The sequence below is a fragment of the Mucilaginibacter sp. P2_D11 genome (assembly GCF_056404435.1).
This window is the reverse complement of record NZ_JBFUEA010000019.1, coordinates 52,118-71,501: the sequence shown is the minus strand read 5'-3', so window position 1 is coordinate 71,501 and position 19,384 is coordinate 52,118. Positions and strand designations below refer to the sequence as shown.

Annotated in this window: 24 protein-coding genes and 1 riboswitch; of the genes, 11 read left to right on the top strand and 13 right to left on the bottom strand. The window is 46.1% G+C overall.

Annotated features, from left to right (window positions below):
- Window position 1: 1 nt before the first annotated feature.
- Both AC1DXC_RS23935 and AC1DXC_RS23930 read right to left on the bottom strand, forming a co-directional pair.
- The gene (locus tag AC1DXC_RS23935; protein WP_477461700.1) at window positions 2-652 is read right to left on the bottom strand and encodes a hypothetical protein; all 651 of its coding nucleotides are present in this window, start codon (window positions 650-652) and stop codon (window positions 2-4) included.
- Window positions 653-700: 48 nt separating this feature from the next.
- Window positions 701-1,063, bottom strand: coding sequence for a winged helix-turn-helix transcriptional regulator (locus AC1DXC_RS23930; protein ID WP_477461699.1), 363 nt, complete (start codon window positions 1,061-1,063; stop codon window positions 701-703).
- Window positions 1,064-1,152: 89 nt separating this feature from the next.
- On the opposite strand from AC1DXC_RS23930, the gene AC1DXC_RS23925 reads away from it, so the two are divergent.
- The gene (locus tag AC1DXC_RS23925) at window positions 1,153-2,034 is read left to right on the top strand and encodes an NmrA family NAD(P)-binding protein (protein WP_477461698.1); all 882 of its coding nucleotides are present in this window, start codon (window positions 1,153-1,155) and stop codon (window positions 2,032-2,034) included.
- Window positions 2,035-2,094: 60 nt separating this feature from the next.
- Here AC1DXC_RS23925 and AC1DXC_RS23920 read toward each other — a convergent pair whose 3' ends face one another.
- Window positions 2,095-2,769 (bottom strand): hypothetical protein, encoded by a 675-nt coding sequence (locus AC1DXC_RS23920; protein ID WP_477461697.1) that lies wholly within the window; start codon window positions 2,767-2,769, stop codon window positions 2,095-2,097.
- A 223-nt stretch (window positions 2,770-2,992) separates the two neighbouring features.
- Between AC1DXC_RS23920 and AC1DXC_RS23915 the strand changes: the two genes are divergently transcribed.
- A complete protein-coding gene (locus AC1DXC_RS23915) occupies window positions 2,993-3,616 on the top strand; it encodes a hypothetical protein (RefSeq protein ID WP_477461696.1) in 624 nt (207 codons plus the stop codon).
- A gap of 147 nt (window positions 3,617-3,763) precedes the next feature.
- On the opposite strand, the gene fabG is transcribed toward AC1DXC_RS23915, so the two are convergent.
- The 3 genes from fabG to AC1DXC_RS23900 all read right to left on the bottom strand — a co-directional run bounded on the left by fabG (window position 3,764) and on the right by AC1DXC_RS23900 (window position 5,567).
- Window positions 3,764-4,507 (bottom strand): 3-oxoacyl-[acyl-carrier-protein] reductase, encoded by a 744-nt coding sequence (fabG, locus tag AC1DXC_RS23910; RefSeq protein WP_477461695.1) that lies wholly within the window; start codon window positions 4,505-4,507, stop codon window positions 3,764-3,766.
- A gap of 149 nt (window positions 4,508-4,656) precedes the next feature.
- Window positions 4,657-4,995, bottom strand: coding sequence for a hypothetical protein (locus AC1DXC_RS23905; protein WP_477461694.1), 339 nt, complete (start codon window positions 4,993-4,995; stop codon window positions 4,657-4,659).
- 50 nt (window positions 4,996-5,045) lie between these two features.
- Window positions 5,046-5,567: a hypothetical protein gene (locus AC1DXC_RS23900; protein ID WP_477461693.1), complete on the bottom strand. Its 522-nt coding sequence runs from the start codon at window positions 5,565-5,567 to the stop codon at window positions 5,046-5,048.
- Window positions 5,568-6,112: 545 nt separating this feature from the next.
- Window positions 6,113-6,306: riboswitch (cobalamin riboswitch) on the top strand.
- Window positions 6,307-6,468: 162 nt separating this feature from the next.
- Here AC1DXC_RS23900 and metE point away from each other — a divergent pair.
- Together metE and AC1DXC_RS23890 are read left to right on the top strand one after the other, a co-directional pair.
- Entirely contained in the window at window positions 6,469-8,775 is a 2,307-nt protein-coding gene (gene metE, locus AC1DXC_RS23895; protein WP_477461707.1) for a 5-methyltetrahydropteroyltriglutamate--homocysteine S-methyltransferase, read from the top strand.
- A 46-nt stretch (window positions 8,776-8,821) separates the two neighbouring features.
- Window positions 8,822-9,211: an acyl-CoA thioesterase gene (locus AC1DXC_RS23890; RefSeq protein WP_477461692.1), complete on the top strand. Its 390-nt coding sequence runs from the start codon at window positions 8,822-8,824 to the stop codon at window positions 9,209-9,211.
- 4 nt (window positions 9,212-9,215) lie between these two features.
- Here AC1DXC_RS23890 and AC1DXC_RS23885 read toward each other — a convergent pair whose 3' ends face one another.
- From AC1DXC_RS23885 to tatA, 3 genes are all read right to left on the bottom strand, one after another.
- The gene (locus AC1DXC_RS23885; RefSeq protein WP_477461691.1) at window positions 9,216-9,419 is read right to left on the bottom strand and encodes a cysteine-rich CWC family protein; all 204 of its coding nucleotides are present in this window, start codon (window positions 9,417-9,419) and stop codon (window positions 9,216-9,218) included.
- A gap of 162 nt (window positions 9,420-9,581) precedes the next feature.
- Window positions 9,582-10,244, bottom strand: coding sequence for a hypothetical protein (locus AC1DXC_RS23880; protein WP_477461690.1), 663 nt, complete (start codon window positions 10,242-10,244; stop codon window positions 9,582-9,584).
- Window positions 10,245-10,472: 228 nt separating this feature from the next.
- Window positions 10,473-10,652 carry a twin-arginine translocase TatA/TatE family subunit gene (gene tatA / locus AC1DXC_RS23875; RefSeq protein WP_477461689.1) on the bottom strand — a complete coding sequence of 60 codons (180 nt, stop codon included), beginning with the start codon at window positions 10,650-10,652 and terminating at the stop codon, window positions 10,473-10,475.
- A 191-nt stretch (window positions 10,653-10,843) separates the two neighbouring features.
- Here tatA and AC1DXC_RS23870 point away from each other — a divergent pair, with 191 nt between their 5' ends.
- Window positions 10,844-11,500: a hypothetical protein gene (locus tag AC1DXC_RS23870; RefSeq protein ID WP_477461688.1), complete on the top strand. Its 657-nt coding sequence runs from the start codon at window positions 10,844-10,846 to the stop codon at window positions 11,498-11,500.
- Window positions 11,501-11,704: 204 nt separating this feature from the next.
- Window positions 11,705-12,040 carry a hypothetical protein gene (locus AC1DXC_RS23865; RefSeq protein WP_477461687.1) on the top strand — a complete coding sequence of 112 codons (336 nt, stop codon included), beginning with the start codon at window positions 11,705-11,707 and terminating at the stop codon, window positions 12,038-12,040.
- A 360-nt stretch (window positions 12,041-12,400) separates the two neighbouring features.
- Here AC1DXC_RS23865 and AC1DXC_RS23860 read toward each other — a convergent pair whose 3' ends face one another.
- Together AC1DXC_RS23860 and AC1DXC_RS23855 are read right to left on the bottom strand one after the other, a co-directional pair.
- Window positions 12,401-12,913, bottom strand: coding sequence for a DUF5606 family protein (locus AC1DXC_RS23860; protein WP_477461686.1), 513 nt, complete (start codon window positions 12,911-12,913; stop codon window positions 12,401-12,403).
- 151 nt (window positions 12,914-13,064) lie between these two features.
- A complete protein-coding gene (locus tag AC1DXC_RS23855; protein ID WP_477461685.1) occupies window positions 13,065-13,502 on the bottom strand; it encodes a peptidylprolyl isomerase in 438 nt (145 codons plus the stop codon).
- 148 nt (window positions 13,503-13,650) lie between these two features.
- Between AC1DXC_RS23855 and AC1DXC_RS23850 the strand changes: the two genes are divergently transcribed.
- The gene (locus AC1DXC_RS23850; protein ID WP_477461684.1) at window positions 13,651-14,148 is read left to right on the top strand and encodes a hypothetical protein; all 498 of its coding nucleotides are present in this window, start codon (window positions 13,651-13,653) and stop codon (window positions 14,146-14,148) included.
- A 57-nt stretch (window positions 14,149-14,205) separates the two neighbouring features.
- Here the strand turns inward: AC1DXC_RS23850 and AC1DXC_RS23845 are convergent, their stop codons facing one another.
- Both AC1DXC_RS23845 and AC1DXC_RS23840 read right to left on the bottom strand, forming a co-directional pair.
- Window positions 14,206-14,739, bottom strand: coding sequence for a GNAT family N-acetyltransferase (locus AC1DXC_RS23845; protein ID WP_477461683.1), 534 nt, complete (start codon window positions 14,737-14,739; stop codon window positions 14,206-14,208).
- Between the two features lie 9 nt (window positions 14,740-14,748).
- The gene (locus AC1DXC_RS23840) at window positions 14,749-16,587 is read right to left on the bottom strand and encodes a UbiD family decarboxylase (protein ID WP_477461682.1); all 1,839 of its coding nucleotides are present in this window, start codon (window positions 16,585-16,587) and stop codon (window positions 14,749-14,751) included.
- Window positions 16,588-16,723: 136 nt separating this feature from the next.
- Here AC1DXC_RS23840 and AC1DXC_RS23835 point away from each other — a divergent pair, with 136 nt between their 5' ends.
- From AC1DXC_RS23835 to AC1DXC_RS23820, 4 genes are all read left to right on the top strand, one after another.
- A complete protein-coding gene (locus tag AC1DXC_RS23835; RefSeq protein WP_477461681.1) occupies window positions 16,724-17,788 on the top strand; it encodes an alpha/beta fold hydrolase in 1,065 nt (354 codons plus the stop codon).
- 77 nt (window positions 17,789-17,865) lie between these two features.
- On the top strand, window positions 17,866-18,705 hold the full coding sequence (locus tag AC1DXC_RS23830; protein ID WP_477461680.1) for a sulfite exporter TauE/SafE family protein: 840 nt from the start codon (window positions 17,866-17,868) through the stop codon (window positions 18,703-18,705).
- A gap of 75 nt (window positions 18,706-18,780) precedes the next feature.
- Entirely contained in the window at window positions 18,781-19,020 is a 240-nt protein-coding gene (locus AC1DXC_RS23825) for a hypothetical protein (protein WP_477461679.1), read from the top strand.
- Window positions 18,977-19,255, top strand: a complete 279-nt coding sequence (locus AC1DXC_RS23820) for a hypothetical protein (RefSeq protein ID WP_477461678.1) — start codon at window positions 18,977-18,979, stop codon at window positions 19,253-19,255. Before AC1DXC_RS23825 ends, AC1DXC_RS23820 begins: the two co-directional genes overlap by 44 nt.
- Window positions 19,256-19,384: the final 129 nt, after the last annotated feature.

Here is a 19,384-nt window from a genome sequence, read left to right as displayed (position 1 = left end):
CTTATTTTTCAAGACGAGTAATACGCGTAAGCCCTCTATCGAAAAAAAACTTTCTTAGCATCTCATATTTTTCATTACAAAAATCGTAATTGATTTTTGTAGAGCTGTGCCTGTAGCCCGAACAAGTGAAGCAATATTCCATCCATGCTATCACTTTGCCATCTGCATCTATAAATAAAATGGCATTCCTTGGCTCGTAACATGTTGGCTCATCAATGAGGTTTGAGTTGGTTTTACGTACGGGCGTGTAACTGTAGTTATAAAGGATATCGGTTAGAGTATCAATTCCCGGTTGCGTTAAAAACAGGGTTTCCCGTAACCTGATTGTAGTACCCTTGAAACCACCCAATGATAAGGGAAGATATGCCTGTTTCTTAAGCTCTTCGGCGGATATGGTGTCGGGCCACTTACCAACATCAGTAGGTTGACTGAAACGAATAAGTTGAACCTTTACAGCTTTGTTAAAGGGGTAGAAAGCACTTCGCTGAGCGGCGGTATATCGGGCACTATAAAAACACTCGAAATGCTTGCGATATATAGAATCTTCTACAGCTTGACTGTAGGCTACCCTTTTATGATGCTTTTTGTGCTGGGCCGAAGCCAGAGCCGGCATACACAGGGTTAAAAAAACAATTATGCAATATTTTCTCATACGTGAATCACCACAATATAAAACAAAAACTGCACTTATCTCTGCAGGCTATATATTATCGATGTTCCATTGCTCATACCCCCAGGCGGCAATGGCTTTCAGTACGGGCTGCAGGCTCTCTCCTTTGGCGGTGAACTGGTAAACAACATGCGGCGGCACAACGGCCTCGGCCTTGCGGCTAACCAGATCGTCGGCCTGTAATTGTTTCAGGTGCTGTATCAACATTTTTTCGGTAATGCCGGGGATGGCGCGCCTAAGTTCGCTATAGCGTTTGGGGCCGCTCATCAGTTGGTAAAGAATGATGGGTTTCCAATGCCCGCCTATCTTATTCATTACAAAGCTTACCGGGCATGCCTGCATGCTTAGCTCTTTATTGAAGTTCCAGGTAGAGTTTTCTTTTATCTGTGTCATGGCTGATTACTGCTTACTTAAGGGTAAGTACTTGTATAAAAGTAAGTACAAATATAACTTTGTCTCAACAAATAAAAAATAAAAACATCATGAAAATAATCGTAACAGGCTCATTGGGTAATATCAGCAAACCCCTGGCCATCAACTTAATCAACGCAGGCCATAACGTAACCGTAATCAGCAGCAGTGCTGATAAAGCTGCAGAAATAGAAGCCCTTGGCGGCACGGCAGCCATCGGTTCGGTTAGCGACGTAGACTTCCTCACCAAAACCTTTACCGGCGCCGATGCACTGTACGCCATGATACCGAACGACCTCTCGTCCGATAATTTCCGCAAACATATCGGCGGCGTAGGCCTCAAATATGCAGAAGCCATTAAAGCCAGCGGCATTAAAAAGGTGGTACTATTAAGCAGTCTTGGCGCCCACATTGATGGCGGCACAGGGCCGATATCGGGCATACACGATGTGGAGCAAGCATTTGATAAACTGGATGGGGTTGATCTCCGCATCCTCCGCCCCACTTTCTTTTACTACAACTTCTTCCACAATATCGAACTGATTAAACATGCCGGCATCATCGGCGCCAACTACCCCGGCAACAAACTGCATGTGATGGTGCACCCCAACGATATCGCCGAAATTGCCGCATACGAATTGCAGCAGCCCTTTACCGGCAAAACCGTTCGCTACATCGCCAGCGACGAACGTACCCTGGATGAAGTGGCCTCCGTTTTAGGCAAAGCCATAGGAAAGCCCGATTTGAAATGGGTAGAATTTACCGACGAGCAATCGTTACAAGGCATGCTGCAGGCCGGCTTGCCGCAAGAATTTGCCCGCAGCTACACCGAAATGGGTACAGCAGTGCGTGATGGCATCCTGTGGGATGATTACCTACAACACAAACCCAAATTCAGCAAAACCAAACTGGAAGATTTTGCAGTGGAGTTTGCGGCGGCTTATAATAAGTAATTAGCTTAGCTGCAATGAAAATGGGCCGGTGGATTGGATAATCTGCCGGCCTGTTTCTATTTATTCCTCTATTGTCTCCGTTCCATACTTGAGACCTTGTTTCAAGAAATACGTCCTCAGCATATCATACTTCTGCTCGCAATAGTCAATTGGTTTTGTTTTAGGTGAGCTGTAATTGTATTTTTCACACGCAAAACAAAACTCAATATATTGCATCACCTTACCCTCTGCATCCAGGAAAAGGATAGCGTTCCTGGGTTCATAACACTTAGCCCCCGGCGTTGCGTAACGAGGCACATTTTTAACAGGGGTAAAACCTACATTGTATAAAATATCTGTTAGGGAATCGATACCAGCCGCCGAAAGGTCTTTTAACTCAACAACGCGGCGATAGTTAACCTTAAAATTATTGATACCCATAGGAATGAAGTTTTCCATTACCGTATCCTCTGGAGCAACGGGCGGCTGCTCTTGACCATCCAACACAATGTCACGGTTAGGGGTGAGCGATTCGTAAGATATCAGTCTGATACTTGCCGCCTGCCCGAATGGGAAAAACGCCCTGCGCTGCCCGGCTGTATAACGATGCAGGTTGGTGCATTGCTCGTGCTTTTTAATGAGCTTCTCCTGAGCTTTTGTGGGGTTGTAGATATAAGGTTCGCTGTGGCGCTTCTTTTGTCCGAAAGCAAAACAGCTAAACAGCATTAAGGAAATGATAAATAAGGTTTGGCGCATAAGGTTTATAATTAGCACCAATATAAAACAAAAAAAGCCAATAGCAGCACTATGCAACTTTTGGCTTTATATGTTTGTCAGACGCAAAATATTGCGTCTCTACGTTCTTTTACAACATCCTGCCGTCAACAGGTATTGCCTGCCAGGTGATGATGGAGCATATTATATCCGGCAGCTTTCTGCGCTATAAATTTTTAGTTATTTTTGAAAATACACTGACCTTATGACAAACAGCATCATAGCAATTAAAGGCAACCATTTTGACCGCGCTGCTGAAGTTTTTAAAACTTTTGGATATATAGACTTAGCAAATGATCTAAATTTTGAAAACTTAGAAGATTTGTACACGTACTGCTCATCCAATGTGGTTAGCTTTTCAGACCGGGCGATAACCTTGCGCGGAATTTGGCTAAGTAATTCCTGGACCATCATCTTTGACCCTGAAACTATTGATTTTGCTGATGATGCAGCTTTAAGTGAAATTTCAGCGTTACTTGATGCCGAGGTTTTCACTTTCGTAATTCAAACAACTTCCGGTTCATTTGGCTTTGCAAAATATAAGGCCACTAAATTGCGCTCATTTTTTTCAAGTGGAGGTGTTGTTGATGACAACTTCGGAACACCGATGATTGAAGAAAACGGATTAAATATCAATGCCCGGGTTTTTGTTGACGAGATTGCCGGACTCGCAAACAAATTAGGGATCAATTTTGATGACGGGCACGCACAAAATATTACTTTGAAACAATTGGGCTATAGTGAAGAATTGGAAAAGGAATTGCAAAAATTTGAATCGCTAAGGCAATCGCCACCTGCCGCTGCAAAGCCCTGGTGGAAATTTTGGTAGAAAGTTCCCCTTATCCTAATTAGAGATACGCACCCGGGTATTTTAAAGCAGGCACTGGGCCGATAGCTACAAAAAAAGCCAAAAGCCGCTCTCCGCAACTTTTGGCTTTATATGCTTATCAGACGCAAAATATTGCGTCTCTACCGTCTACAACATCCCGCCGTCGACAGGTATTACTTGCCCTGTAATGTATGCGGCCATATCTGATGCCAGGAACACACAAGCGTTGGCCACGTCTTCTACTTCGCCGGCACGTTTCAGGGGGATGGCTGCTGCCCAGCCTTCTACTACTTTAGGATCCAGCACGTCGGTCATTTCGGTGCGGATAAAGCCCGGGGCAACCACGTTGGTGCGGATATTGCGCGAGCCTAATTCTTTGGCTATGGATTTTGAGAAACCGATGATACCTGCCTTGGATGCTGCATAGTTGGCCTGACCGGCATTGCCCTGCACGCCTACTACCGAGCTCATGTTAATGAACACCCCCTTGCGGGCCTTCATCATTATTTTTGAGGCTGCTTTGGTTACGTTGAAGATGGATTTCAGATTCACATCCAGTACTTCGTCCCATGCTTCTTCGGTCATGCGCATCAGCAGGCCGTCTTTGGTAATACCGGCGTTGTTCACTACAATATCCAGCTTGCCAAAATCGGCTACGATATCGTTGATCAATTTTTCGGCCTCATCGAATTTTGAGGCATCGCTGCGATAACCTTTTATTTGGGTTCCGAAGCTTTGCAGCTCGGTTTCCAGCGCTTGCCCTTTTTCTACCGAAGACAGATAAGTGAATGCAACATCTGCGCCGTGTTCGGCAAATTTCTCGGCTATTTTACGGCCTATACCTTTTGATGCACCGGTTATCAGCGCGGTTTTTCCTTCTAACAATTTCATAATTCAGTATGAGTTTATGGATGGCGAAAGTACGGAATTTTAGGAAAGTTTGCAGTTGGCAGTTTTCAGTTCGCAGTTGGCGGTTCACAGTTCGCAAATCTGTAAAGGTAAGCACTATGAAAACTTTGCACTGCTAACTAACCGCTAACTCACTCCGCGTCTCTCACCCAGGGTTCTTCTCCCGCGAAATGAATTTTGCTATTTGCCTCATCCACTTCAAAATCCCATCGGATGGTATCTGTTGCATCATTGTGCACATCAGAGCAGGTATAATGAAAGTGGATGCCGAATTTGCATTTGCAATAGCCCGTCCGGCTTTCTGTATTGAACCCGCTATCGCTTACCTCAAACGCCTTTACCTCCGGCGAGCCGCCTTCCTTATTGTGGTAAGCTACCAGTCCTTCGCGCATCATCCAATAGTTTCGGCTGCTCCTTTCGCCAAAAAGCGCGCTCAAAAAATCTTTAGCCGCTATTTCCTCGCTTATCAAGCGGTGCAATAACTTATCCTCAAGAGGTAATGAAAACTTCTCCCCCATTTTTAGTACCCCAGGTATTTTTTGGGTATCGGGTTAGTTTTGCTCTCCTCATCGAAATACCAGGCAATTATCCAGAAACGCTTGCCGTCGTTATACATTTCTATGCTGTTGATGCCGCGTTCTATCACCGGGCCATCAGGCGTGTTGCGGCTCTCGTAGGTACTCCAAACATGGTAGATGTTGCCAAACTGCTCCACCTTGCGGCCTATCTCTTTCTCTACGAAACCTTCGCTGGTTAAAAATTCGTCGCTGCGCTTGTGAAACTCTTTCAGCGTCATATATTCCAGCACTTTGCTGCCATCTTTTTTGGTGCGCACCATCCCGCAGCGCGGATCGGGGATATGCAGGCTGCTATCGCGTTGGTAAACCGGCTTCTCGCCTTTCTTTACCGTTACCACATCGTAATAGGCTTTCATGATGCCATCCAGCGTGCTTACGTTATCGCCGTATTTGGTTAATACTTGTGCCGATGCAGGGCGGATTGCTACTGTCGTAATGAACAGCAGGAAGATGATTTTTTTCATTGAAACTTGGTTTTATGAGGTTAAAGATAAAAAGATTTAGGGATGATTGGCAAAAGGTATAATGGCTCAACCCGCAGTTACCAGCGAATTTGGTTGACTCCACAAGGCTGGAATTTCCTGGAAAATCATAGCTGAAATCCGCTCAAAAGCTGGAAAAAACTAGAAATTATTTTGATGCCCGTAAATGCGGAATTTAACTAAAAACCCCGCTTCCGTCTAAATTTCGCCCTTTTCACACTTTTAGAAAAAAACCTAAAAATTAAGAAAAACACCGAAAAACGCAGGAAAAACACAGATTTTTTTAGGCGTTTTAGCAAATTCAGGCTCGATAAAGAGGCAACAAACCGGCGTGTATGCTTTTCACTGGTCAGCCAAATCTCACCCGAATTTGCTGACATTTCTATAAAATAATCCTGGACAAAACACCACGCGCCCAAAACCATGTTTTCAACGTTTACCTTATCCCTCACCTCTTGCCCTAAGGCAACAAAAACCGTCCTCTTACCCATATTAAAACATCATCCCTATATTTACCCCAGTTCTTTACTTTATTTCAAACTTGAGGTTCCCGGGTAATACCGGGATTAATAAGGAACCGTGTGTAAATCACGGGCTGTCGCGCAACTGTAAGTAACGCACCAAGTTATTGCCATTATCGCCCATTGTACCACCAAAACGGTATGAGAAGGGCGGCAATAACGTTACAAGCCAGGATACTTGCCCCATGTTTTAAGACAATGCTTTCGCGTTATGAAGCAGTAGTCAGAGATAAAAACAGATATAGCGGGCTCTGCCCTTCCGTGCTGTTTCGTCTTTTATTACCACTCCCCACGAAAGCATACCGAAAACCGTAAGGAGCATTAACTCATCATTAATGTTTAACCAAAAAAGTTTTATGCGTATGCTCAAAAACAACCTCGGGTACCCTCGCGTAGGGGCCCACCGCGAACTTAAAAAGGCCAGTGAACAATACTGGGCCGGCACAATCAGTCGCGATGACCTGTTTGCCACAGCCAAGGCCATCCGCCGGCAAAACTGGCAGCTGCAGCAGGATGCCGGTATCGACCTCATCCCCTGTAACGATTTCAGTCTGTACGATCTGGTGCTGGACACCTCGCTGATGCTGGGCGCTATCCCACAACGTTACAATCCTGTGCTCACTCAAAATTCAAAAAACAGCGAAATCGACCTGTATTTTGCCATGGCTCGCGGCTATCAAAAAGACGGGCTGGACATTACCGCCATGGAAATGACCAAATGGTTTGATACCAATTACCATTATATCGTGCCCGAATTCACCGCCAATCAGCAGTTCCGTATTTTTTCTGAAAAGGTATTCGAAGAATTTAACCTGGCTAAACAGGCGCTGGGTAGTGTGCCAAAACCGGTATTGATAGGCCCGGTGAGTTATCTTTTATTGGGGAAGGAAAAGGAACCGGGGTTCGATAAGATCAGCCTAATCAAAAAGCTGGTGCCGGTTTATATCGATATCCTTAAAAAACTGCAAAATCAGGGTGCCGTGTGGGTGCAGTTGGATGAACCTTTCCTTACTATGGACCTGTCCCGGGAAGAAAAGGACGCCTTTATTTACGCCTACGCGGAAATAAAAAAGCATTGCCCAAACATCAAGACCCTGCTTACTACCTATTTCGACAGTCTTCACAAAAACACCTTCCTGGCGGTTAGTTTACCCGTTTGTGCCCTGCATCTCGACCTGGTGCGTGCACCCGGGCAATTAGATGAGGTATTAAAACTAATTCCCAAACAACTTACCCTCTCCCTGGGCGTGGTTGACGGACGCAACATTTGGAAGAATGATTATATCCGTTCGGTTGGCTACATTAAAACAGCAGTTGCCGCCATTGGTGCCGACCGTGTAATGATTGCGCCAAGCTGCTCATTGCTGCACACACCGTTCGACCTGGATTTGGAAACCACCATAAACCCCGAGATAAAAAACTGGATGGCCTTTGCCAAACAAAAGCTAAACGAGGTGAAGGAACTGGCAGAAATTATGGAAGGCAATACAGCTTTACTGGTAGAGAATATGAAGGTCCTTTCTGCCCGCAACCTTTCAAAACTGATACATAAGCAAGCCATCAAACAACGTGTGGTGGCCATAACCGATGCAGATGCCACCCGCGTAAGCGAATTTGCGGCCAGGCAGAAAATTCAACAGGATAACTTTAAGCTGCCGCTGTTCCCCACAACCACTATTGGTTCATTCCCGCAAACGGACGACATCCGCCAGCTGCGGGCCAAATTGAAAAAAGGCGCTTTATCGCAGGAGAAATATGATGCCGAAATTGAGCAGGCTACTTTAGGGGCCATCCGCTGGCAGGAAGACATTGGTATTGATGTACTGGTACACGGCGAGTTTGAACGCAACGATATGGTGGAGTACTTTGGCGAACAGCTCGACGGTTTTCTGTTCACTAAAAACGGATGGGTGCAGAGCTATGGAAGCCGCTGTGTAAAACCCCCTGTAATTTATGGCGATGTGAGTCGCCCCTGCGATATGACCGTGCGGTGGACCAGCTTTGCCCAGGCCAATACTAAAAAACTGATGAAAGGAATGCTTACCGGGCCGGTAACTATTTTACAATGGTCGTTCGTGCGAGATGATCAGCCCCGCTCAGAAACGGCCAACCAGATAGCACTGGCCATTCGCGATGAGGTTGTTGCACTGGAGGCGGCAGGCATTAAAGTGATACAGATAGATGAGCCCGCCATACGCGAGGGCCTGCCCTTACGTAAAGCAGATTGGGATGGCTACCTGTATTGGGCAGTGAAAGCCTTCCGCATATCGGCAAGCGGCGTGCGCGACGAAACGCAGATACACACCCACATGTGCTATAGCGAGTTTAACGATATCATCAGACATATTGCGCTGATGGATGCAGATGTGATCACCATTGAAACCTCGCGCTCGCAAATGGAACTGCTGGAAGCCTTTGCCGATTTTGAATACCCTGCCGAAATTGGCCCCGGCGTGTATGATATCCACTCGCCGCGTGTGCCCGCTGTCGACGAAATGGTGAGCCTGCTGGAGAAAGCTGCCCTATTGCTGCCGGTAGGCAATATTTGGGTAAACCCCGATTGCGGCCTCAAAACCCGCAAATGGCCCGAAACACAAGCCGCCCTAAGCAATATGGTCGAAGCTGCAAAAGTCGCGAGGGAAATCTTCAGCAAACAAACCGTTAATTAAACCCCTACCCGCCCGGCGCACAACCGGGCGGTTTTATATTTATCGCATGACCGTACAAGAAAGAACCCAAGCCGCCGAAACACGCATTTTTAAAGCCGTTTTCCCCAACACCACCAACCATTACGATACCCTGTTTGGCGGCACCGCCATGGCGCTGATGGATGAGGTGGCCTTCATCACCGCTACCCGTTTCACCCGCAAAACCATGGTAACCGTGTCATCCGACAGGATCGACTTTAACCAACCTATCCCGGCGGGTACCATCATCGAGTTAGTGGGCACGGTATCGCACATTGGCAATACCAGCTTAAAAGTATTGGTAGAAATTTATGTAGAGGAGATGTACAGCTTTAATCGCCAAAGAGCCATCACAGGCACGTTTACCTTTGTAGCGATTGATAAACATAAGAAACCGGTGAAGGTGTTAGAGGGTTGAAGTTTTACAAATTCTCCTGGTATTCCTTCTGCAGCTCCAGCAAACAATTGGCGCAGAGGCAGCCATCATACAGCTCGCTTACGTACTGTACTTCGTTTATGCTGAGTTGTACGGTGCTGCATTGGCATTTGGTGTAGGCGTTTGCCTTGCATTCAAATGCCGCTTCGCAGCGCTCGCAATGTAATATTTCGTGTTTGGCGGAAATCATTTTATTAAAATCCGGAAGACGGAAAGACCGAAAAGTCCGGGAGATTTGTTTGGCCCGAAATTCGGGATTATCTCGGCTTTCTTTATCACACAAACGTAAAAGGCCCCGATACTTTGCAGTATCGGGGCCTTTATTATCCTAAGGCAATTATGCCGTTGTTGTTTAAAAGCTGTAAGTAAGGAATATGTTGCCTGCTACCGAGTTGAAGCCCTTGGTGGTGCTGCCGCCCGAGCGCGAATTATAGCTGCCGCCAACTACGCCCAGGCTGTAACGCCCCTCCAGCGCTATGCCAATGCTTTTGCTCAGCATAAAGTTGAGCCCAACTTTAGGGGCTATGTAAGTGGTTTGGCCGTTCGATACTTCTTCGCTACTCGAAAAATTGGCATCGTCTACCGTTACCTTGTAACTTACCAATACAAAACCGCCGTTTACGCCGCCATAAAAGTTAATGTCGCCGGCCGATAGTTCGTAGGCAATGCCAAGGTACGCGCCAATGCCTTTGTATTTACTAAAAGTTGCGCCGTAGTAGTCGGTACCCTCGTAGCTTATCAGCATGGTGTCGGCTATTGGCTTATAGCTGCGGTAATCTATAGTGCCCGAATAAAGCAGGTGGTCCATCCTGCGCATTACGCTAAACCCGAAAGTTGGCGAGCCTTTGTAGCTATCTTTTAAATCGCCCATCGGCGATTCGTACCCGCCATTGAAGGCCACCAGCCAGCCATCCTGCCGTACTGCGCCGCCACTGCTGCGGTTACTGCCGCTCATTACATCGCCATCGGCATTAATGCCGCGTGTTTGCGCATCGGCCTTAAAAAAAATAAACACGGATAAAACCAGGGAAAAGATAGTTACGCAACGTTTTGTGCGCGGTTTGTTTTGGCAGGCCATTTGCGTGATTAGGTTGTATAATACTATTGCCTAATTAACGCAATTATTTTGATTTTGAAGAAAAATAATTCAAAAGTTTAACTGCGAGGGTCTTCAAAGTCCAATATCAATCCCTAAAGGGAGTTTAATACAAAAGGCCCCGGATGGGGCCTTTTGTAAATTGTATTAAGCGTTGTTATCTTTAACCGGCACAGGTATGGGTTTGCCGGCATCTTGGTTTTGCGCCTCTTTAAAGTCTTTCATGCCTTTGCCCAGGCCACGCATTAACTCGGGTATTTTTTTACCGCCGAACAATAGCAAAATGGCAACTAATATTAAAATGATTTCCGGTGCTCCTAATCCCATGGTGTTGTTTTTTATTAGTGAATTTACATGTATATACGCAAATAACGGTGATACGATTTTAATAACAGCACGTTTCTGAATAAAAGTCTGATTCTACGGAATTAAAGATAAGTCTGTGGATATCATATATCGATTTTATTTGCATATTTATGACGGGACCGTACTCCTCTTCAACCTTATGCAATAGCTTTATGATAAACATTGTAAAACTTTTCAGCTACCTTGCCATACTGATCATCACACACCCCTGTTTTTCGCAGGTTGGCAAAAAAAACCTTCCCAATCAAATCATGATATCGCCTTTGAGGCTGGTGGATTTTATAAACCCCGGCCTTGATTTGAGCTACGAACGGATTTATGGCAAGAGATTCACCACGCAGATTGCGGTTGGCTATATGAAGCCCTTACTTGGCGTAACTTCTTTTGATAATTACCATGGGTGGCGTTTCGCAGTCGAGCAGAAGTACTTCATCGCCACCACTAAGCGCAAAAGAATATACTGGGCGATTGATGCTGTTTACCTGAACGCTGATTACGACTATGAAGGCTCTTTTCGCAAGGATACAGCGAAGGCATCACAAGCTTACACGGATACTTACCATACCAACAAACGCACCCTCGCTTTCAACATCAAGCGCGGCATACAAATCCGGCTCAGCAGGTTCGTGCTTGATTTAAGCGCAGGTATCGGTATAAAACATAAAATGGTTGAACGTACCGGACTTAGCAACCCCAACGCCATAGAAATGCTGCCGCACGATTGGAATATTTACGAAATAACCAATCGCCCCGGAGATTATGTTACCATCAGCTTGCCCGCTAATATTAGGATTGGGTACCGGTTTTAAAAAATATCCCGGGAGGCGATGTCGTCGCAACTGAGCTTTGGGCGTTGCGGTGAGACATCACGATAAGCGGAATTGCCCACCTCGAAATATGCAAGCTGATTAAACTTGATTGGCTATAACACCAGCCAAAGGCCAAACGGTGTCCTAAGGGCCGTTTTTTGTTATATTTGTTCACCAGATTACTAAACATCAACCCTTATCAACATGAAAAAAATAAAATCAGTCGCCATTGCTATCGTTCTCGCTGTATTAAACTCTTCATGCAGCCATGAAACTGGAGTACAGTTAGCTTATAGCGGTACCGTTACATTTAACCAGGACAGTACGGCAATAAAACGGTTATCTCAAAACGGATTTATTAGTTACACCCATGATGACGAAAAAATTGTAATTGAAAACGACACTAAGGGTGGGGTATCCTATAGTTTTAACGGAAACGATAAGCAGGACCAACTCGACGATAGTCAAAAGCTTCTTTTAAAGGCTGCCATAGCTGGAGTAGTTAAAAGTGAGCGCGATAAAATTAATGAAAAGCACTAATGATTTCCGTGTATTGATTCACGAGCAATTAGCCCGTGGTCGCTGTTATTGGCGTACCACTTAGACCTGCCAAAAGTTGGCAATAATGCTGACGAGACACAGTCGGGCGCCGCTTACTATCCACTAACTTATGGTGAGGAACGAAGCTAATCTCCCGATTTGCAGGGGGAATTTGCAAGGCGGCCTGTCCTGCGTAAAGATTGCCACGCTTCGAAAAGATGATGGGGATTGCTACCGCAGGTTTCCAACCTCTTTCCACCGCGTAATAGCAATGACGATGGGAGAAATGACACAGGGGAGCGCAAACAAAGAGCCCCGATAGCATTCGCTAACGGGGCTCTTTTGTACTCATAAAATTCCTTATGCTTTTTTAGCCGCAGGCTTTTTAGCTTTTGCTTTCGGTGCTTCGGCAGGCGTTTCTGCTACTGCTTCTGCCACTGCAACTTCTTCCTCTTTTACCGGCGCTTCTTCGGCAACGGGCGCGGTTGGCAATGCTTCGCTGAACAAAGGCATATCTTTTAGTATCAGGAACCAACTGATGATTTTCTTCATGTCGCTGCCATACACCTTTTCCTCATCGTGGTCGGGCGCAACTTCGCGGAAGTACTTGCGCATTACGTTTGCATCATCTTTAAGAGATGGTAGGCCTGCGGCAGTTTTCATACGTTCGAATACGTCGACCAATTTAATGTCTTCATCCAGCCCGAAGATGGTTATCTCATTCAATGCGGCAAGCTTAGCAGTGCTAAGGTTAACAATCAGCTTGGTTTTTTGCGCATCAAGGCTTTCTAAAACGTAACCGGTTTTGTTTTGCGCAAGCGCTTTCCATAAACCCGGCTTGCCCGATACGGCAACAATTCCCTGTAAATTCATTTTTTAGTTTATTGGTTGATTAGGTTGATTTAGTGAATGGTTTCCGAGTTCAAGCTCTCTCCATTTACCTAATCAACCGTTCACTATTTTGTCGATTTATAAGTGAACGGTTTGCAGGTAACTACTCTCCACTCACTTAATCAACTACTCTCTATTCTTCAATTACTTCTACACCTAAAATCTTATCGCCCTGGCGTATATCGTCAACTACGTCAACGTTCTCTACTACCTTACCGAAAACGGTGTGGTTGCGATCCAAATGCGCAGTGTTTGCACGGCTATGGCAAATGAAAAACTGTGAGCTGCCGGTGTTGCGGCCAGCATGTGCCATTGATAACACGCCACGATCGTGGTATTGGTTTTCGCCGGTTAGCTCGCAATCTATTTTGTAACCAGCGCCACCTGCACCGGTACCTGTTGGGTCGCCACCCTGAACCATAAAGTTAGGGATAACGCGGTGGAATATAACGTTATTGTAAAAACCGGATTTAGCCAGCTTCAGAAAGTTAGCTACGGTGTTAGGTGCATCCTTGTCGAAAAATTCAACAGTCATGTCGCCTTTTTCGGTTTTGATTATTGCTTTGCTCATCTTATTTTTAAATAGGGTGCAAAGTTAAATAAAAGAAGCACAAACCAAAATAGGGTGCTGTGATTGCGAAAGGGAAGGAGCCGGGCTAAAGGAATCTGATTCGATAACTTTTTAAATTTGTCGAATCTTGATAGTATCTTTATGTAACATGGAAAATGAATTGTCGGCAGCCGGCTTACAAACTAAGTTAGAAGAACTGACGCCAATTTTAATTGATATGGCCCGGGAAGTGGCCTGGAATAAGATCTCATCAAATTGTTTGTATATCCATTCGGAAATCAAGATTGATGATAAAGACCCTAATTTCCGCAATAATACCATGAAGCCACGTAAGCTGGAGGGTATAATGCCTGATTTAAACGCCTTTTACCCTGATTTTTATGATATCAATTTATGCATATACAAGGCATCAAAACCCGTTACCATCATTGATGTTCGCTATTATCTTAAATCATCGCTCGACCCGGAGTACTTTGAGAAAGTAGTTAACGACACACCAATGTTACATTGTAAAGTACACCGTCCTAATTATGCCGGTATTAGCAGCGCTCGATTATTCGATATCAATTGGCAGCATAATACAATATGGCATCGCTTAGATAAATTTTTGCTTAAGGCTAAATTCCGGCTGACTCTTATGCTATAGGAATTACCAAACTTAAAAATCCTCGAATCTTGATATTCGGCCGATGCAGGCTATCGGCTATTTATAATAGTCGTTCTTCTTTATCAGGTATTCGTAATGCAATAGCTTTGTGCCGTAATGATCAAAATCTACCTCGTTTACTTTAACAGCGCCCAGTTTACCCGTGGCTTTTTGCGATCGGATATTGGTAGCCGCGATATGGAACAGCACATTATCTACGGTTTTGAATCCATGCTCCATCAATAAATTTTTCATGGCCGAGTTGTAAGCTCCGCCCCAATACTTACGGGCCAGGAAAGTGTAGCCGATAGCCACGCTGGATTCCGCAGGCCGGTAATCGTACAATCGCGTGCAGCCAATAATATCGCCGGTTGCTTTGTCGATAACCAGGAAAGCGCTCTGCGAAGCCACGGCATCATTAAAGTAAAGTTGGAACACCTCCTTTTTATAGCGGTCCTTAACCGGGTGCAGCTCCCATATCAGCGGGTCGGAGGCTACCTCGAATAATATGTCGAAATCCCGCTCGTGCAACAACTGCAATGCTAACAGTTCGTTCTCTAATTTGGTTGATTCGAGTTCAAAGATTTCCATTATACCGGTTTATATGATACCATGCAAAGCCCCACCCTTGGCGCCCATCTCATCTACCAGTTTTTCAACTTCCGGGTCTTTTATCAATTCGGGGGCGTGGTGCGGCTTTATGCGGGCATCTATCATCAGCGGGCCGTGGCAGCCCCAGTGTTTGTGTTCGGTAAAGCTGTTGATACCATAAATATCGTGCGAGGGGTTGCTACGCGTAAAGGTAACCCATACAAAGTTATTGATGTTTTGGGCGGTGAACGCAGCATCGTCGCAAAGTACCATCAGCGGCAGGCCGGATAGATCCATTTCGCCGAAATGTTCCTGCATAAATTCCAGCATCAGGGGCATATCGCTGGCGCGGATATTTTTGGGTACTTCTACCGCCAGTACACCCGGCATCACCATTTTATGGTTTACAAATGGGCGGGGCAGACTGAACGATGCCGGCATCTCGCTCCAAAGTTCGCGTTTTATATCCCCGGCTACCGTAAGAGCCACCTTGCTGCCGCTGTTGAGGCCCTCGCCACTATAATCGAGTGTATCGATAGAGGTTTTGGTTTGGAAGTGCAGGTCGCGGCCGAGGTCTATCCGCTGCAGGATGTGCTTCAGGAAACCACCTATATCGTTCACGTCCAATGTGGGGTCATCTTCTTTGGCGGCGATGAACAGGTATTTGGCCAGGCTCAATTGCCCCTTGCCCAAAATATGGTTGGCTATGGTAATAATTTCCTGTGGATGGCGCTCCTTTACGTAAGGCGTGTAACGCTCACTGCCGATGGCAAAAAGCAAGGGGTGAACACCAGCGGCATCAACGGCATTTACGGCATGCAGACCGGGTATTTCCTTAGGGATGGCACTGCCCGTTATCTCGTGTATCAGCGCGCCGAAGCTGGTATCTTCCTGTGGTGGGCGGCCCACTACCGTGAAGCTCCACACCGCATCCTTACGATGGTAAACGTTATGCACCTTTAACAGCGGAAATGGGTGAACGAGACTATAGTAACCCAGATGGTCGCCAAAGGGGCCCTCGGGCTTATTTTCCATGGGCATTACGGTGCCGGTAATTACAAAGTCGGCATCGGCAGATATGCAGAAACCCTCGGCATCGTAAAAATAACGGAAGCGGCGATTACCCAAAGCACCGGCAAAAGTCATCTCTGATAAACCCTCGGGCAGGGGCATCACGGCCGCAACAGGGTGCGCAGGTGGCCCACCCACAAATATGCTCACTTTAAGCGGCTGCCCTTTGGCATTGGCCTTGGTTTGGTGTACGCCTATGCCGCGGTGCAGCTGGTAATGCAGGCCTATTTCTTTATCGGGGATATAATCGTTCCCGCCTAACTGTATGCGGTACATGCCCAGGTTGGCATTCATAATGCCCAGCATATCGGCATCCTCGGTATAAACCTGCGGCATGGTTACAAAGGGGCCACCATCTTTCGGCCAGTTCACTATCTGGGGCAGTTCGCCAATGGTAGTACGCCCGAAATTTATCGGCGCGCCTTTGCCAACCTTCATGGGCAGTGCGGATAGTGCCGTTAAGGCGGTATTGGCATACTTAAAAGGATGTTTGATGGCTTTTATCGGGTCGTTTTTGATATCAACCAGGGTTTTTATCTTATCCAGCGTATCCCTGAAGATGAACCGCGACCTATCCAGCGTGCCGAAGAGGTTTGATACCGCCGGGAATTTGCTGCCTTTCACATTCTCGAACAGAATAGCCGGTCCCTCGTGCTCGAACACGCGGAGGTGTATTGCCGCCATTTGTAGGTATGGGTCAACCTCTTCTTTTATGCGGATGAGGTGCTTGTTCTTTTCAAGATCGGTAATGCAGTCCTGTAAACTTTTGTATGCCATCAGGCTTCAAAGATACAGAATAATGGATTTTAGGCTCATGCAAAAGTAATGAACCGGAAGATTATGTGGGGTGCCACATAATATTGTAACTAAATTGCATCTTCGCATTCATATTTAAATACCGCAAATACATCTTATGCAGTGCCGCCACATTAAATACCTGATATCCGCGCTTGTTTTGATCATATCCTCATTTGGTGCTGAAGCGCATGCTACACCTAACAAACAACTGAACGAAGCACGGTTTATTACAATCAACGGGATAGAACAATGGGTAACCATTAAAGGCGATATATCCAAACCTGTAATATTATTTGTGCATGGCGGGCCGGGGAGCCCCTTAAGCCCGTATGCTGATGCTATTTACAAAGGATGGGAGAAAGATTTTGTGCTGGTGCAATGGGACCAGCGCGGCGCAGGTAAAACTTTTGGCCGCGCCGCCCCGCCGGAGTTAAGCCCGGTTTACCTGGCATCGCACCCCTTATCGGTAGATCAGATAACCAATGACGGCGTTAGTTTGGTAGAATACCTTTTAAAGTATCTGGGCAAGCCCAAAGTCACACTTTTCGGATCCTCTTGGGGCTCGGTTATAGCTGTGGAGATGGCTGTAAAACGGCCGGACCTTTTCACTGCCTATATAGGGCATTCGCAGGTGGTAGACCCCGCCGCTAATTTCATGAAAGCCTACCAAAAAGTAGCTGAACTATCAAAAGCGGCTAACGATCAGCAATCTCTGGATGTACTGTCGGCCATCGGCGCGCCACCTTATGAAAAGGCCCAAAATGCAGGTAAACTGTTTCGTATCATTAAAAAGTACGAGCGTTTGGCCTCTACGCCGGCACCCGAAGCCTGGTGGAAAATTGCTACCGGGTATGATAATAAAGAAGATAACCAACACCGGGAGGACGGTGACGATTATTCTTTTCTGAATTTTGTAGGCGATACGAAAATGGGTGTAAAACCTATGGCGGCAACCATTGATTTGGCTAAGGACCATTATGTGTTTAAGATTCCGGTTTACCTCATACAGGGCGAAGTGGATATTTTAACTTCGCTACCAATTTCCAAAGCATATTTCGATAAAATAGAGGCACCCCACAAGCAGTTTATTGTAATAAAAAACGCAGCGCATGGTTTTAATGAATTGGTTGTAAAAGAGCAGTTTAGGTTATTTAAAATGGTTAATCAGCAAAAAAGATAAGTAAACAGGTAGGGTTACTTCTTTTAGTCATTGTAAAAACTTATATTACTTTTACACCGTAAACCATTATCAGCCCTATGTCGGTAATTTTATTTACGCTGATTATTCTTGTTGGGGCCTACTTTGCGGGGCTTTTGGGTTCGCTTACCGGGCTTGGCGGGGGCGTGGTTATTATTCCCTTGCTTACGCTTTTGCTGGGCGTAGATATCCATTATGCTATCGGCGCATCGCTGGTTTCGGTTATCGCTACCTCCAGCGGTTCTGCGGCGGCGTACGTTAAAGAAGGTATCACCAATATCCGCCTGGGCATGTTTTTGGAGATAGCTACAACCTGCGGCGCATTGGCCGGGGCTATGCTGGCCATCTATATTCCTACGCAGTATATTGCTGTTTTGTTTGGGGTGATCCTAATCTTTTCGGCCATCATGTCGCTGCGCAAAAAGGCCGAAGCAACCGTATTGCAACCCAGCCCGCTTGCTCAAAAACTAAAACTCAGCGGCAGTTACCCCGATGGCGACGGCAACCAAATACCTTATGGCGTTACGCGCGTTGGCGGCGGCTTTTTCATGATGCTTTTTGCAGGGGTAATATCCGGGCTGCTGGGCATCGGCTCGGGCGCGTTGAAGGTTATTGCTATGGATACCATCATGAAGATACCGTTCAAGGTATCAACCACCACCAGTAATTTTATGATAGGCGTTACCGCTGCTGCCAGTGCTGTGGTTTACCTGCAAAGGGGATATATAGAACCCGGTATATCCATGCCGGTAGTGATTGGGGTTTTGTTAGGGGCACTCACCGGTTCCAAAATACTGGTGCATACCAAATCTTCGGGATGGCTGCGCTGGGTGTTTGCAATTGTGGTTACGTTTTTGGCTGTCCAAATGATATATAACGGTATCGCGGGTAAGATATAGAAGTACTAAGGGGTGCTCCGCTTCATTGCCGCAACAATAAAGCGCGTAATGCGTTGAACAGGTAAAACAAGACCAATGAACTTATTACTGCTGCTCGCTTTCATACTACCCTCCCAACTCAAAGCCTATCCGCCCCTGCACAAGACGGCAATGGCAGATACAGCCAAAATAGATACCTCGCGCTATGCCGTGCTGCTTTTTAACCCCGGCCGCGACGGCTTCATCTTCAACCAATATTTTAAAACCACAACGGTTTCTGCAAGAAATCAAAATGATAGAGAAAATTATATCCGTAACCGTTGCCGAGCGCAATAAGCAATCCCAAAGCGGCATCGACAATCCGCGCCAATATTACAAGCAAATCATAGCGGCCATCAATGCCGGCGGGCAGAAAGAAGTATGGATAAATTGCTTTTGCACCCCTTACGAAAAACGGCACTGGCGCAAAGGCGTAGTGATGATACTGGATGGCGGCCCCTGCTTTTTTAACATCAAAATAAATTTGAATACCAATACAGTGATGAGCTTTGCGGTGAATGGGGTGGGGTGAATAAACCCACGCCAAAATTGTCATTGCGAGTCGCAGCCGGGGAAAGTGACAGGGGGCGACGTGGCAATCTCATAGGACAAGCGTAAATGCATTGCAAGTTTGCTAATTGTCCTATGAGGTTGCCGCGCT